At 66.0% G+C, this 15,187-nt stretch carries 11 protein-coding genes; 7 read left to right on the forward strand and 4 right to left on the reverse strand.

Annotation, left to right across the window (positions count from 1 at the left end; translation table 11 throughout):
* Positions 1 to 467 precede the first annotated feature (467 nt).
* The 4 genes from GY769_21325 to GY769_21340 all read left to right on the forward strand — a co-directional run bounded on the left by GY769_21325 (position 468) and on the right by GY769_21340 (position 7,044).
* Positions 468 to 2,699 (forward strand): FAD-dependent oxidoreductase, encoded by a 2,232-nt coding sequence (locus GY769_21325; protein MCP4204459.1) that lies wholly within the window; start codon positions 468 to 470, stop codon positions 2,697 to 2,699.
* 14 nt (positions 2,700 to 2,713) lie between these two features.
* Positions 2,714 to 3,904 (forward strand): pyruvate ferredoxin oxidoreductase, encoded by a 1,191-nt coding sequence (gene porA / locus GY769_21330; protein ID MCP4204460.1) that lies wholly within the window; start codon positions 2,714 to 2,716, stop codon positions 3,902 to 3,904.
* A gap of 116 nt (positions 3,905 to 4,020) precedes the next feature.
* Entirely contained in the window at positions 4,021 to 4,854 is an 834-nt protein-coding gene (locus GY769_21335; protein MCP4204461.1) for a pyruvate synthase subunit beta, read from the forward strand.
* A gap of 72 nt (positions 4,855 to 4,926) precedes the next feature.
* A complete protein-coding gene (locus GY769_21340; protein ID MCP4204462.1) occupies positions 4,927 to 7,044 on the forward strand; it encodes a S46 family peptidase in 2,118 nt (705 codons plus the stop codon).
* Between the two features lie 24 nt (positions 7,045 to 7,068).
* Here GY769_21340 and GY769_21345 read toward each other — a convergent pair whose 3' ends face one another.
* Genes GY769_21345 through GY769_21355 form a run of 3 tightly spaced genes read right to left on the reverse strand, consistent with a single transcriptional unit; the run spans position 7,069 to position 10,360 of the window.
* Positions 7,069 to 7,662 (reverse strand): Isoquinoline 1-oxidoreductase subunit, encoded by a 594-nt coding sequence (locus GY769_21345; GenBank protein ID MCP4204463.1) that lies wholly within the window; start codon positions 7,660 to 7,662, stop codon positions 7,069 to 7,071.
* Positions 7,663 to 7,665: 3 nt separating this feature from the next.
* On the reverse strand, positions 7,666 to 9,894 hold the full coding sequence (locus GY769_21350) for a xanthine dehydrogenase family protein molybdopterin-binding subunit (protein MCP4204464.1): 2,229 nt from the start codon (positions 9,892 to 9,894) through the stop codon (positions 7,666 to 7,668).
* 4 nt (positions 9,895 to 9,898) lie between these two features.
* Complete coding sequence (locus tag GY769_21355; GenBank protein ID MCP4204465.1) at positions 9,899 to 10,360, reverse strand: (2Fe-2S)-binding protein; 462 nt, start codon at positions 10,358 to 10,360, stop codon at positions 9,899 to 9,901.
* Positions 10,361 to 10,512: 152 nt separating this feature from the next.
* Here GY769_21355 and GY769_21360 point away from each other — a divergent pair, with 152 nt between their 5' ends.
* A complete protein-coding gene (locus GY769_21360) occupies positions 10,513 to 10,995 on the forward strand; it encodes a CoA-binding protein (GenBank protein ID MCP4204466.1) in 483 nt (160 codons plus the stop codon).
* A gap of 115 nt (positions 10,996 to 11,110) precedes the next feature.
* On the opposite strand, the gene GY769_21365 is transcribed toward GY769_21360, so the two are convergent.
* A complete protein-coding gene (locus GY769_21365; GenBank protein ID MCP4204467.1) occupies positions 11,111 to 11,860 on the reverse strand; it encodes an arylesterase in 750 nt (249 codons plus the stop codon).
* A gap of 49 nt (positions 11,861 to 11,909) precedes the next feature.
* Here GY769_21365 and GY769_21370 point away from each other — a divergent pair, with 49 nt between their 5' ends.
* Both GY769_21370 and GY769_21375 read left to right on the forward strand, forming a co-directional pair.
* Positions 11,910 to 12,623 (forward strand): ABC transporter ATP-binding protein, encoded by a 714-nt coding sequence (locus tag GY769_21370; GenBank protein ID MCP4204468.1) that lies wholly within the window; start codon positions 11,910 to 11,912, stop codon positions 12,621 to 12,623.
* Positions 12,620 to 15,187: FtsX-like permease family protein (locus tag GY769_21375; GenBank protein MCP4204469.1), on the forward strand; the 2,568-nt coding region annotated here is incomplete at its 3' end. The genes GY769_21370 and GY769_21375, both read left to right, overlap by 4 nt.

Consider the following 15,187-nt stretch of genomic DNA (forward strand, 5'->3'; position numbering starts at 1 on the left):
ACTTCGCGCACGACGACGGGACAATCACGCAAGGCGAGCAGCGTCGAGTATGAGATCGGCTCCAGCTCTACGGAGCCCAGCCGGAGTACGTAGGCACTCGTCTCCGAGCCAGGATCCGGCTTCCGACCGACGACGCTTTGGTAGTCCAAGCCTCGCATGCTGCGGGTCCCTTCTTCTCAGGAAGACCGGGGACAGACACCTCCCAAATTACATCTCCCTGACCAATAAGAAGGCTGCAAAGAACGGTGCCTCCCCCCTTCTTCCATTCGTCATGTCTAGCATTACGGAATGGCCTCCAGAACACCCCAACGGGTGGGGACGGCGACACCCGACCTCTGGGGGTGGGAAGCGATGCCCATCTGTCAGGGTGTTTCAACCTGCTTCGACTTCTCAGATCATCAAACCAGGAAGCCTGGCAGGCGGCTGCTACTGGCCACCTCGTCGAGGATTCCGCGCGGAGGCGTTTCGTGATCGAGATCCGCATCCACGGTCGCGGCGGGCAGGGTGGCGTAACCCTGGCCAAGATCATCGCCACGACCCGGTTCCTTCAAGGCGATTCGGTGCAGGCTTTCGGGCTCTACGCCGCCGAGCGAGCCGGCGCGCCGATTCAAGCTTTCTGCCGTTATGCCGCCGATGCGATAACCAACCGAAATCTGATCTACGAACCCGACCACGTCGTGGTGCTCGATCAGACGCTGGTTGGCCCGGCCATTGCCTCCGGTCTCAAGCCCGGGGGTTGGATTCTGATCAACTCCTCCGAGCCGCCGGCCCATTTCGCCGCCGACTTCGACGCCTACTGTGTAGCCACAGTCGACGCGACCCGCATCGCCCGCGACAACAAGCTCGGAACCCGCAGTGTGCCGATTGTCAACACCGCCCTGGCGGGTGCCGCCGGCAGGATCCTGGGATTCGAGCTCGATGGAGTGCACGCCGCTCTCGAGCACCTCGGCTTCACCGGCGGCAACACCACGGCTGCGCGCTCGGCGTGGAATGAAGTCGAGTCGACAGCGGCTCCCATGGGCTCCGCCGAGTCGGCGGTCGCCGCCCCACCGGTCAGAACCGAGCGCTCACCTAGCTTCCTGCAAGGCGCCGGTGGTGGACTACCCGGTATTCGCACCGGGCAGTGGGCCGCCCAGCGGCCCCACCGCCAGCACATGGTGCCGCCATGCAACCATATCTGTCCTGCGGGCAACGACGTCCAGAGCTTCCTCCACGAGCTCGCCCAGCACGAGGTCGACGCCGCCCTGGCCGTTCTCCTGCGCACATCACCATTCCCCTCGGTCTGCGGCCGCGTCTGCCCGGCTCCCTGCATGGACAACTGCAATCGGATAGCGCTCGACGGCGCCGTCAACGTCAGGCAACTCGAGCGCTTTGCCGGCGACAAGGGCAACGTGGCTCTGCCCACGCCCGAGCGACTCGCCGAACGGATCGCGGTGGTCGGATCCGGTCCGGCCGGATTGACCGCCGCGTACCATCTAGCTCTTGCGGGCTACACGGTCACCGTCTACGAGGCCGGTTCGCAGATCGGCGGGCTTCTGCGCACGGGGATCCCGGACTTCCGGTTGCCCGCAGACGTGCTCGATCGAGAGATCGAGAGGATCACGGTCCTCGGCGTTGACTTCAAGACCGGCGAGCGAGTCACGCGTTCGGCCTTGCTCGAACTGGCCCGAAACCACGACGCCGTGCTCGTCGCCACCGGATTGCAGGAGCTACGGGGTCTGCGGCTCGGCGGCGAGACCGACTCGGACGCCATCGTTCAGGGCATCGAGTTTCTGGACCAGGTGAAAGAGGGTGCCGTAGCCCTCGGAGGCGACAACGTCGTCGTCATCGGCGGTGGCAACACCGCGGTCGACGCCGCCCGCTCGGCGCTCCGCCTGGGCGCGGGCAGCGTCCGCCTGGTCTACCGGCGGACCCGCAATGAGATGCCGGCGATCCGCGAGGAGATCGACGAGGCCCTCGAGGAAGGCGTGGCGATGGAGTTTCTGACCCAGCCCATTGCCGCCAGCGGCAACGGTCATCTCAACCTGAAGTGCCGCCGGATGGAGCTGGGCGCACCGGACGAATCCGGGCGCCGCTCTCCGGTCGAGATTCCCAGATCCGACTTCGAGATCACCTGTGACCGCGTGATTCTCGCCCTCGGCCAGTCCCCCGATATGTCGGTCTTTCCCGAAGGCACCGAGGTGCGCGACGGCGAGCGACTGCTGGGGATCCTCGAGACCCCGGTCTACGCGGTCGGGGACCTTGCCAGCGGCGACGGCACCGTCGCGGCCGCCATCGGCAGCGGGCGGCGCTCGGCGCTCAACATCCACGAGACCCTCTCTGGAGCGGCACTCACCGACGAACGCGCCGCCGACGCCAGGCGGCACGTCGACGTCATGCGGAGTGACGTGATCGTCGCAGAGGCGATGAAGCTCCATTTCTTCGAGCGCCAGGCGGTCGCCGAGGGCGAGCGCCTCGAGATGGACGGCCGCCGCTCGACCTTCGACGAGGTGCATCAGGGTCTGGATGACGCCGGCGAGGCGAAGCGCTGTCTTTCGTGCGGAGTCTGCAACGAGTGCGACGCCTGTGTGACCTACTGCCCCGAGGGAGTCCTCAAACGCGTCGGTCGCGACTTCGTCTTCGACTATTCGTTCTGCAAGGGGTGCGCGGTGTGCGCCACCGAGTGCCCGCGAAACGTCGTCTTCATGAGCCACCTGTAAGGGGAATCCACCGAATGCCTACCGAGCTCGTCACCGGAAACCACGCCGCCGGCTACGCACTTAGCGTTTCTGCCGAAGCCAATCGCAAAGCGCGTGGTGCGGCTTGCGGCATCTATCCGATCACTCCGCAGACCGAGATCGTCGAGTTCGTCGCCAAGTTCCCGTTCACCAAGAGCCGCGTCGTGCCGGTGGAGAGCGAGCACAGCGCAATGGGCGTCTCGATCGGCGCTTCCCTTGCCGGGGCGCGGTCGTTCACGGCCAGTTCCTCCAACGGCCTGGCCTACATGGTGGAAAACATCATGGTGGCCGGCTTCTACCGGTTGCCGATCGTCATGGTGGCCGTCAATCGCACGCTCGGACCGCCCTGGAATATCTGGGTCGATCAGGGCGACACCTTGATGTTGCGCGACTTCCCATGGCTGCAGTTCTATTGCGAGACCAATCAAGAGGTTCTCGATACGACGCTGCTGGCCTTCCGCCTCGCGGAGGATCACCGGGTGCTGCTGCCGACGCTGGTGGCGATGGATGCCTTCATTGTGTCGCACACGCAGAGCGAGACCAACTTGCCCGAGCAACCCCTGGTCGACAGCTACCTCCCCTCACTCGACCTGCCGCATCGGATGCGTCACGAGCACCCGACGACGATGGGCGGCCTGACCTGGCCCCACGAGACGGTTTCTCATCGGGTCGAGATCGACGAGGCGATGCGCCGCGTACCTGCGGTGTTCGAGGATTGCCGTGAGGCCTTTCGCCGGAACTTCGGCCGCGATCCCGGAGCGGCGATTCAGGCCTTTGAGACCGACGACGCCGACACCATTCTGGTCGCCACGGGTACCATCGCCACGACCGCGCGTGAAGTGGTACGCCGGCGGCGGGCCGAGGGCGAGAAGATCGGCCTGCTCAAGATCAAGATGTTCAGGCCGTTCCCCGAGAGCTCCATTCTCGACGCGTGCCGTTCAGCGGTCAGGATCGGCGTGCTGGACCGCAACTATGCCGCCGGCATGGGCGGTGTCTTCTGGCAGGACCTGCGTGCCGCCTTCCAGGGCAAGCGTGACGATCTGATGATCCAGGACTATCTCACCGGCATCGGGGGAGGCGACGTGACGCCGACCATGATCGACGACGTGCTGGCCGACCTCGGTCAGCGAAGTCGAGCGGAGGCGCCTCTCTGGATGGGGATCGATACCCGGGAGGAGGTGCACTGATGACGACCTCTCCACGCTCTACTCCAAGCGGCGGCACGTCGCTCGAGAAGCCGGCCATTCCCTGCAGCGAAGAATGCCTTCTGAGGCCTGGCAACACGAACTGCGGTGGTTGTGGCATGAGTGTAGGTCTCACCATGCTCGGCCGCTCGCTCGCAAAGGCGGAGCAAACCTGCAGCCTCGTGATCCCAGCCTGCTGCGGCATCGTCACCGCCGGGGCGTATCCGACCACGAGCTATGGTGTGCCGACGGTCGCGACGACGTTTGCTTCGTCGCCCGCCTTTGCCACCGGTATCGCCAGCGTCCGCGATCTCAACGACGAACGACAGCAGGTCATCTGCTGGGCCGGCGACGGCGGCACCTACGACATCGGCATCGCAACACTCTCCGCGGCTGCCGAACGCAACGAGGACATCATCTACATCTGCTACGACAACGAGATCTACGGCAACACCGGTGGCCAGAGATCTTCGGCCACCCCGGCCGGCGCCCGCACGACGACTACGCCGACGGGCAAGGGCGAGGACAAGAAAGACATGATGGCGATCATGGTCGCGCACCGGATCCCCTACGCGGCCACCCTGTCAATCGCCGATCCCGAGGACTTCGAGCGCAAACTCGAAACCGCGCTTTCGCTTCATGGCCTGCGCTTTCTCCTGCTCCATTCGCCATGCCCCACGGGCTGGAAATCGGAGCAGGGCGAATCGATCGAACTGGTTCGCCTGGCCGTCGCCAGCGGCCTCTTCTCGCTCTATGAGGTCTGGAACGGTAACGAGTACCGGATCAACGCCGAGCCCTCCTGGACCGATCCGGCGGAGTACTTCGAGCGCCAGCGGCGCTTCGCTCCGGAAGAGATCGACCTCGAGGCGACACGCGCCTCCTGCCGCCTACGATTCGACCGACTGAGCCGGCTGGCACAACAGTTCCCCAGGGATTCCACTGAAGCCAATTGAGCCAGCTATAGTTGGGGCGCTAATTCAAGCCTGTGCAAGGCTTACACCCAGACCCCCTTCAGGGAGAACCCTATGAAACGTAGCCTCGGACTCATTGCGCTCGTCCTATTCGTCGTCAACGTCGGCGCCGCTCGGGCCGAAGAGGGCATGTGGACCCTCGACAACTTCCCGAACCAAGCCATCAAGGACAAATACGGTGTCGAAATCGACCAGGACTGGCTGGACAGAGTCCGGCTGGCCACGACCCGAATGGGCGGCTGCACCGGATCGTTCGTGTCCCCGGACGGGCTGATCCTAACCAATCATCATTGTGCGCGCAGGTGTATCAGCCAGCTTTCAAGCGCCGAGAACGATCTCGAGGCCAACGGCTTCCTGGCCGAGACGCCCGAGGACGAGGCATCCTGCCCGGCCGATCACATGTCCGTTCTGGTATCGAGCGAGGAGATCACCGCCCGGGTCGCCGAGGCGATCGAAGGCAAGGACGACAAGGAAGCCAACGAGGCTCGCAAGCAGATATTGACTCGGATCGAGACGGAATGCGAGGCCGCTTCGGCAGCCTCTCCCACGGGTAAGCTGACTTGCGAGACGGTTCCCCTCTACAACGGCGGACAGCATTTCCTTTACAAGTACAAGCGCTACAACGACGTCCGGCTGGTCTTCGCCCCCGAGTCCCCGATCGCGGCCTTTGGCGGCGATCCCGACAACTTCAACTTCCCCCGCTGGTGTCTGGACATGACTCTGATGCGGGTCTACGAGAATGACGAGCCCGCCAAGACGCCGCACTTCCTCAAGTGGCGTGAAGAGGGCGCCGCAGAGGGCGAGGCGGTGTTCATCTCCGGCCATCCGGGCAGGACCGATCGACAGCTCACGGTCTCCGACCTCAAATACCAACGCGACGTCGTCATCCCGCTCTGGCTTCTGCGCTACTCGGAGCTGCGGGGTCGCCTCGCCCAGCATGCAACCACTGGCGAGGAATCGCACCGACGTGTGCAATCCCCACTGCTAGGCCTCGAGAACGGGATCAAGGTGCGCCGGAATCATCTCCGGGCGCTGATGAACGACGAGATCTTCATCAAGAAGCAAGCCGAAGAGGAGGCCCTTAGAGAGGCCGTGGCCGCGGACCCGCAAATGCGTAAGCAGTATGGTTCCGCCTGGGATGACATCGCGGGCGCCAACAAGCTCTACCGCTCGTTTTTCGAGGAGCACCTGTTCCTGGAGAACGCCGCGGCATTCAGCGGCACGCTCTTCGACTACGCTCGCGACCTGGTGCGGGCGGCCTACGAACGCGAGAAGCCCAATGAAGATCGGCTGCGCGAGTACAACGAAACGGCTCTTCCGCGTCTCGAGCAGCGCCTCCTCGCGCCTCGGCCGGTCTACTCCGACATCGAAACACTGAGCCTGGCGTTCTCGCTCGACAAGATGCGCGAGTGGCTCGGTCCCGACAGCCGCTACGTCAAGGACATCCTCGGGAGCCAGTCCCCGGCGTCCAAGGCCGATGCCCTGGTCGAAGGTACCGAGCTAGCGGACGTAGAGATCCGCAAGGCGCTCTGGGAGGGCGGCAGGGAAGCCATCGAAGCTTCGGACGATCCGATGATTCTTCTGGCCTTGTCCGTCGACGAGGACGCGCGCGCTCTGCGCAAGCGGTTCGAGGACGAGGTCGAAGCCGTTCGCGACGCCGCCTACGAGAAGATCGCGGCCGCCCGCTTCGCCATTCACGGCACCTCCATATATCCCGACGCGACCTTCACCTTGCGCGTGACCTACGGCTCGATCAAGGGCTGGGACGAGAAGGGCAAGGCAGTCGAGCCGTTCACTCGCACCGCGCGCCTCTTTGAGCGAACCACCGGCGAAGATCCCTTCAGACTGCCCGAGAGCTGGCTCGAGGCCAGGGAGCGTCTCGACATGGAGACGCACTTCAACACGGTCGCAACCACCGACATCACCGGCGGCAACTCCGGAAGTCCGTTGGTCGACAAGGACGGCAACCTCGTCGGCCTGGCCTTCGACGGCAACATCCACTCGATTGCCGGGAACTACTGGTTCGACGAGGCCACGAACCGGACCGTGGTCGTCCACCCGGCGATCATGATGGAGGCCCTGCGGGTCGTCTACGGCGCCGATCGCCTGGTGCGCGAGCTCGAGCAGACCGAGCCCGTGACCGAAGAGATGGTCCTGGGCAGCGCGCGGTAGAACCCGAGCTTCAGACCGGTGCCGTCAAGGGCAGACGGCTCCGGTCTTGACCCACTTGGCGATGAGCTCGCCCAAGATCTCCTGATTGCCCGGTGCCGGCTCGCGACCGGCGCCGGGAGTCCAGGCCCAGGCGACCAGATGATCTTCGCCCATATGCTCGGTAATCTCTCTCAGGGTCCGATCGCCGTTGCGCTCCGGATCCTTGATCTGCTTACAGATCTCGCCCAGGGACAGGTCTTCCCAACCCATTTTTCGCGGCGCCAGCAGCCATTTCGAGGCCCCCGGCACGGCCCCCGGATCGAAGTTGTCCGGACCGTGACAGGTGCGGCAGCGCATTCCGACAGGACCGAGGCCCCGCTGGACCGGCGGCTCGTGCAGATCGCCGGTCTCGCCCTGGAGTGGGCTGTCGCCGCTGGGATGACAGTTGACGCAGCGCGGGTGCTGAATCACCTTGCCCGCCTCGGTGAATAGTGCCACCGAGCGCTCGGACTTGTTCTTGATTCCAGCGAACTCCTCCGCGCCTCTGAGCTCGGCGCCCCCTGAGCCGGTCGAGGCAGTCGAAACGGCAAAGGCGAGAACAACCAACAACAGGCCCGGCAGGATCGGTTTTCGCAGCATTCCTCAGCTCCTCTCGAGGTTGCGAAACGGCAAGCTGTGGACTCGCTTGCCGGTCAGGGCGAAGTAGGCGTTGGCCACCGCCGGAGCGATCGGTGGCACTCCGGGCTCACCGACGCCGGTCGGATTCTCGCTCGAGGGCATGATGTGAACCTCGACCTCGGGCATCTCGTGGATCCGGAGCGAACGGTAGTTGTTGAAGTTCGACTCGTTGACCCGGCCGTCCTCGAGCCGAATCTCGCTGTAGAGCGCCGCTCCCAGACCGTAGCCGATGCCACTCTCCATCTGCGAGCGAATGATGTCGGGATTGATGGGAATGCCGCAGTCGACGGCACAGACCACCCGCTTGACACTGGGCATCCCCCGGTCGTCGAGCTCGACTTCGACCACCTGAGCGACGAACGATGAGAACGACTCGTGCACGGCGATTCCGCGGGCGCGCCCCTCGGGGAGCGGCTCGCCCCAGCCGGCCTTCTCCACCGCGGTCGCGAAGACACCCAGATGCCGCGGGTGATCCTGGAGCAGCTCCCGGCGCATCTCGACCGGATCGCGGCCGGCCGCATGAGCCACCTCGTCGAAGAAGGTCTCGGTGGTGAAGCCGTTGTGGGTGTGGCCGACCGAGCGCCACCAGAGCACCGGCACACCGACCTCGGTGGTGTGCAGATCGACCCGCAGGTTGGCAATCGCGTAGGGCAGCTGCCGAGCCCCTTCGACCGAGGTGCCGTCGATACCGTCTTGGACCAGCGCTGCTTCGAACGGCGTGCCCTTCAAGATCGACTGACTGACGATTCGGTGCGTCCAGGCGACCAAGCGACCGTCGGCGTCCAGACCGGCTTGGAGCCGGTGGACGGTCAGCGGACGGTAGCGGCCGCCGCGGATGTCATCCTCCCGGGTCCAGACCAGCTTGATTGGTCGGCCTTTGGCACCGGTGGCTGCCGCGGCCTTGGCGAGCATCGCCGCTTCGCCGGCCACGTCCCCGGTGGGCGTCGCGCGCCGGCCGAAGCTACCTCCACCGAGGAGAGTCCGAAGCCGGACGTTCTGAGGCTCGAGACCGAGGACCCCGGCGATCACGCCCTGATCGACGGTCTGGAGCTGCGAGCCGGCCCAGACGTCGCAGCTGCCGTCACGCAGATGAATGGCGCAGTCCAGTGGCTCCATCGGAGCATGCGCCAGATAGGGGAACTCGTAGTCGGCGCTGATGACTCGGGCGGCTCCGGCCAGAGCCGCGTCGGGATCACCGTCCTTGCGCGCCTCGAGCCCCGCCTGATCGAGCAGACCGCGATACTCGGCCAGGATCTCGGCGCTACCGAGCTTCTCGGCGGCGCTCTCGTCCCACTCGATCTTGCCCGCGAGGGCGTCGCGCCCCTTCTTGGCCGCCCAGAAGCCCTGTGCGAGCACGGCCACGCCCTGCGGGATGGAGATCACGTCGACCACTCCGGGCACGCTCCTGGCGGCTTCGGCATCGACACTCCCGACCGTGCCGCCGAATCGAGGCGGCCGTGCAATCACGGCTGTCAGCATCTCGGGCAACGCGAGATCGTAGGTGTAGCTGGCTTCGCCTCTGGACTTGGCGGGCACGTCCACCCGCGGCAGGCCCTCGCGGCCGATCAGGGTGAAGTCCTTGGGGTCCTTCAACTCCACTTCGGCGACCGGCGAGCTCTCGGCGAGGGCCGCCGCGCGCTCGGCCAGCTCACCGAATCGCGCGCTGCGTCCCGAACCGGCGTGGCTCACGACCCCACTCCGCACCTCGATTTCAGCAGTCGGGACAGCCCACGCCTCCGCCGCCGCGGCGACCAGCAACGCCCGCCCGGCGGCCCCGGCGCGGCGCATCTGTTCCCAGGAGTTGGCGATCGCGGTCGAGCCGCCGGTGCCCTGGACGCCGAAAAAGAGGTTCGCGTACTTCGAAGCGTCGGCCGGAGCCGCTTCGACCCGAACCCGCGCCCAATCGGCATCGAGCTCCTCGGCCAGAATCGTGGCGAGCCCGGTGAACGAGCCCTGGCCGAACTCGATGTGTTTCGACAGGATGGTCACGGTGTCGTCGGGGGCGATGCGGAGAAACGCGTTGGCGACGAGCTCACCGCCCTGCCCCGAGGCCTCGGTCATCGCCAGCGACCGCCGCGGCAGGCGCAGCCCGATGACCAGTCCGGTACCGAGTACGAGTCCACCCTTGAGCACCTGGCGCCGGTCGACGCCGGAGCTCGTGGAATCTCGCGTGGTCTTGTAACCGTTCAACATGGCTTCAACTCCTCACCTTTGCCGCCGCTTCGTGGACGGCCCGGCGAATGCGGGGGTAGGTGGCACAGCGGCAGATGTTTCCGGTCAGTGCCGCGTCGATCTCTTCGTCCTCGGGGTCGGACTGGCTCTCGAGAAGGGCGATCGCGGTCATGATCTGGCCCGACTGGCAGTACCCGCATTGCGGCACCTGAATCGTCTCCCAGCTCTCTCTCACCGCGTCGGCCACCAAGCCTTCCACTCCCTCGATGGTAGTGACCTCGCGCTTCTTGAGGTTGCGCATCGGAGTGACACAGGACCGCACGGGCTTGCCGTCCAGATGCACCGTGCAGGCGCCGCATTGAGCCACACCGCAGCTGTACTTGGTGCCGGTCAGCCCGAGCTCGTCGCGCAGCACCCAGAGCAGAGGCGTGCCGGAGTCGACCTCGACCTCCCGCTCTTCTCCGTTGATCATGAGCCGGTACTTCATTCTTCTTCCCTCACCGATCTGCCGTTGATGGTTCCTGGGTCGCGCTAGTTTAACTCGACCGGCAGGACGTGGGTCGATCGGTTCCGCCCCACCCGGACGGGTGTTTTGCGCTCTCGGAACCGGCAGGATGATCGCGGGGGAGGATGCCGATCATGACCGACGCTCAGAACTGGAACCAGGACATCCATGCGTTTCTCGAACAGAAACGCATCGTGGTCGCGGGCGTCTCGCGCTCGAAGAACGAAGCCGCGAACATGATCTACCGCAAGCTGCGTGACACCGGCTACGAGGTCTTCGCCGTCAATCCGAATGCCCAGAGCGTCGAAGGTGTCACCAGCTACCCCAAGCTCGCCGCAATCCCCGGAGGCATCGACGCCGTCGTCATCGCCACACCTCCGAAGGCGACACTGGAGATCGTTCACGAGTGCGTGGACCTCGACATTCGGCACGTTTGGATGCACCGCTCCTTCGGACAAGGCAGCTACTCGGACGAAGCCGCGAACCTCGCACGCGAGAGCGGCATCCACGTCATCCCCGGCGGCTGCCCGATGATGTTCTGCGGGCCGGTCGACATGGGGCACCGCTGCATGCGTTGGTTCCTGCGCCTGACCGGCGGCCTGCCCAAGGCGGCTTGAACGGCTGATCAGGAGCAGAAACGAGAGGCCCGAAGGCGTGTCAGCCAAGCTGGACGAGCACTCCGGCCACTGCGCGGACGAGGTCTGACGATGGCTGCCCTCATGCCGGATCGGCTCAGGCCGCCGCGCCGGTCTCGAGCACCTCGACCAGAAACGGCAACAGGGTCTCGGCGATCCGCCGGTGGCCTTCGACGTTGGGATGGATGCCGTCGGGCAGGTTGAGATCCGGGTCGGCGGCGACACCCTCGAGCAGGAAGGGAATCAACGCCGAGCCGGTCTCCTCTGCGACTCTGGGGAAGATCTCGGCGAAGTCTCGCGCGTAGTCCTCACCGTAGTTGGGCGGCATGATCATTCCGGCAATGAGGACCCGCGCGCCTGACTTCCTGCCCCTCGCGATCGCCTCGAGCAGGTTGGCCTCGGTCATTTCGACCGGCAGCCCGCGCAGGCCGTCGTTGGCTCCGAGCTCGATCACGATGATGTCCGGCGGCACGCGCAGGAGCCAATCCAGGCGATTGAGTCCGCCGGCACTGGTGTCGCCGCTGACTCCGGCGTTGACCGCCTCGATCGGCCTACCGCGCTCCTCCAGTAACTCAGCCAGCCTGGCCGGGTAGGCCTCGTCCTCGGACAGACCAAGTCCGGCGGTCAGGCTGGTGCCGAGAAAGAGGACCCGAGGGACTTTTCCAACGGGGCCGCCGGAATCGGGTGCGACCTCATGGGCGGCGGCCGTGTCCGTCTTGGAGGCCCGCGCCTCCGCCGCGCCTTCCGGCTTCGAGTCCCGGGCCGGCGCATCCTCGCAGCCCTGAGCCACGAATAAGAGAGTGAGCAGGGCCAGGCGAGCCCCCGGCTGGTAGAGCTTGCGCCACATGGGACCGCAAATAGTAACAATCGCCGGCGAGCCTCGTATCATTCGATCTATGCCGACACATCCCGAAGAGCAGCCGCCAACCGCCTTGATTCGGCTCGAGAAGCTGAGCCAGAGGTTCCCGTCCGGGGATCAGGTGCTCACGGTTCTGGACCAGGTCGACCTCGAGATCGCAGCCGGCGAGTCGGTCGCGATTCTCGGCCCCTCGGGCAGCGGCAAGTCGACCCTGCTCGCTCTGATCGCCGGCCTCGACAATCCCGCCGCCGGTCGCGTGTTGATTGAAGGCCGCGAGATCCAGGATCTCTCAGAGGACGAGCTCGCTCTACTGCGCCGTGACAAGATCGGCTTCGTCTTCCAGTCGTTCCAGCTCCTCGGCAACCTGACGGCCGCCGAGAATGTCCGTTTGCCGATCGACCTGGCGCGGCTCGACCGGCCCGCGAGTCGAACTACTGACCTGCTGGAGGAGGTCGGGCTCGGCGAACGCGGTCACCACTACCCTGCCCAGCTTTCGGGCGGCGAGCAACAGCGCGTGGCCCTGGCCCGCGCCTTCGCGACCCGACCGCCGATCCTTCTCGCCGACGAGCCCACCGGCAACCTCGATGCCTCCACCGGCTCGCGGGTGCTCGGGCTCCTCGCCGACCTCAAGAACCGGCGCGGCACGACCTTGGTTCTGGTGACACACGATCCGGCGGTTGCCGCGGTCGCCGATCGAAGGCTCTACCTTGAGGAAGGCCGACTCGTCGACGAGGGCCAGCGGACCCCATGAGGGCAACTCAGTACTTCCGCTACATGGCACGCGAGTCCCGCGGCTCGCGCGGGCGGCTCGGATTCTTCATCGCCTGCCTGGCCGTCGGCGTCGCCGCGGTGGTCGCGGTCGCGGGCCTGAGCGAGGGCCTGGAGACCGCGGTCGGTCGGGAGGCTCGCCAGCTCATGGCCGCGGACCTGGCGATCGAAGGGCGCAAACCGCTGCCGGCCGAGATCGAGTCCCTGCTCGACGCCCGAGTCGGTACGAACCGCGCTCTGCTCAAGGAGATGGCGACCGTGGTCGCGGCGGTTCCACGCGGCTCCGAAGACGAGGCAATCGGCGCGAGCCAGCTGGTCGAGCTCAAGTCCGTAGACGGCGACTACCCCTTCTACGGGAGGCTCTCGCTCGATCCACTCCGAGGTCGGGACGAGCCTCTCTCAGAGCTACTCGGCGAGGACCGCGTGGTGGTGGCTTCCGACCTGCTGTCTCGCCTGAAGCTCGAGGTCGGCGATCGTCTACGCATAGGGCGCCAACGATTCGAGATCGCCGGAGTCGTCCTCTCCGAGCCCGACCGCATCGGCATGGCCCTGACCATGGGACCGAGGGTCTTCGTGTCCGGCGAAGGGCTGGCCCGCGCCGATCTCGAGCGTTTCGGCAGCCGCATCTCCTACCGGACCCTGGTCAAGCTACCTCGTGAGATGAGCCGGGAAGAGCTCAGCGCACTCGCGGAGGAGATTCGAAGCTGGCCGGAGCTCCAGAACCGGTTTCGCGTCGAGACCTATGCGGAAGCCCAGCCGGCGGTGCGCAGGGCGCTCAGCCGCGTCGACCGATTCCTGGGTCTAGTTGCCTTGCTGTCGCTGCTGCTGGGGGGGGTCGGCGTCGCGCAGACCACTCGCGCCTGGCTGAGCGGGCGCATGGACTCGATGGCGGTTCTGCGTGCGCTCGGATTCCGGCCCAACGAGGTCTTCCTGCTCTATTTCGGACAGACTGTAGCCCTCGGTCTGGCCGGTAGCCTTCTCGGAGTCGTCGGCGGCGTCGGCGTTCTCGCGCTGACGCCTGCCCTGACCGCCGATCTCCTGCCCGAAGGCCTCGGCATCGGGCTGTGGCAGCCGTTCTCGTTTCTGCGCGGCATTGGATTGGGACTGGGCACCGCGCTGCTGTTCAGTTTCGCCCCCCTCGCCGCCGTACGGAGGGTCCCGCCTCTGCGGGTCTTGCGCAAAGACGTCGAGCCACTGCGACCGTCGCTGTGGGCCCACGCGTTGACCACTCTGGTTCTCTTCACCGGCGTCGCAGCGACGGCGACCATCCAAGCCGCCTCGGTGCGCTACGGACTGGGCTTTACGGCCGGCGTCACCCTGGCCGCCGGCGCTCTCGCACTGGTAACCCTCGGCGCCATCCGCATCCTCGGAATCTTGCCGGGGGACCTCCTTCGTGCGGCTCCGGTCTGGGTGCGCCACGGCCTGGCGGCCCTCCTGCGGCCGGGAGCCGGGACCATAGGTGCGGTTGTCGCCCTGGGGCTCGGGGTGCTGCTGCTCCTGGGAATCGCCCTGGTTCAATCCGGGTTGAGTGGTCAGCTCTCGACCGCGCTGCCGGCCGGCTCGCCTTCGGCCTTCCTGATCGACATTCAGGGCTCTCAATGGCCGGGGGTCCAGAGAATCTTGAACGAAGCCGGCGCCGAGTCGATCAACTCCGCTCCCGTGGTCACCGCCCGTCTCGAGAGCATCGGTGACCTAGAGGTCGACGCTCTCGTCGAGGACACCGAGAACCGTGGGCGCCGCTGGGCACTGACTCGTGAGCAGCGCGTCACCTATCTCGAAGAGCTGGCACCCGACAACGAGATTCTCGAGCGCGCGGCCCCCGGCGCAGGCAGGAGCGCAGGCTCCGGTGCGCTCTGGGGCGATCCTGAGAGGTGGGAGCTGAGCGTCGAAGAGGACTACGCTGGGGACCTGGGTCTCGAGGTCGGCACCGAGCTCGTGCTCGACGTCCAGGGCGTTCCGATCGAGTTCACCGTGACCAGCATCCGCTCGGTCGACTGGGGCACCTTCGACCTCAACTTCTTCTTCGTCGCCGAGCCCGCTGCGCTCGAGGACGCTCCCCAGTACCGGGTGGCAACGGTACGCCTACCCCCCGGCGCCGAGCAACGCGTGCAGGACCGCCTCGCCGCCTCCTACCAGAACGTGACCATGCTCAGAATCCGCGACGTGCTCGAAAAAGTCGGCAAGGTACTCGACCGGTTGGCCTTCGGCGTCCAGTTCCTCGGCGGCTTCACCGTGCTCGCCGGCCTGGTGATTCTCGCCGGCGCGGTCAGCGCCAACTCGATCCGGCGAGGCCGCGAGATCGCTCTGCTCAAGACCCTTGGAATGGTCCGCCGCGAGGTCGCCCTCATGTTCTCCATCGAGTTCGCGCTTCTCGGCTTTCTGGCCGGCTCAATGGGCGCTTTCGGGGGCGTTCTGCTCTCGCACACGGTGCTGACTCGCGGCATGGCGGTCGCCTGGACCTTCGAGCCGCTGCCGGTCGCCATCGCGGTCGCAACCAGCGTCGCCCTGGCCTCGGCAGCCGCGGTCCTGGCCGGCAGCCGGGGGCTC

This window comes from bacterium (assembly GCA_024224155.1).
GTDB lineage: Bacteria > Acidobacteriota > Thermoanaerobaculia > Multivoradales > JAHEKO01 > CALZIK01.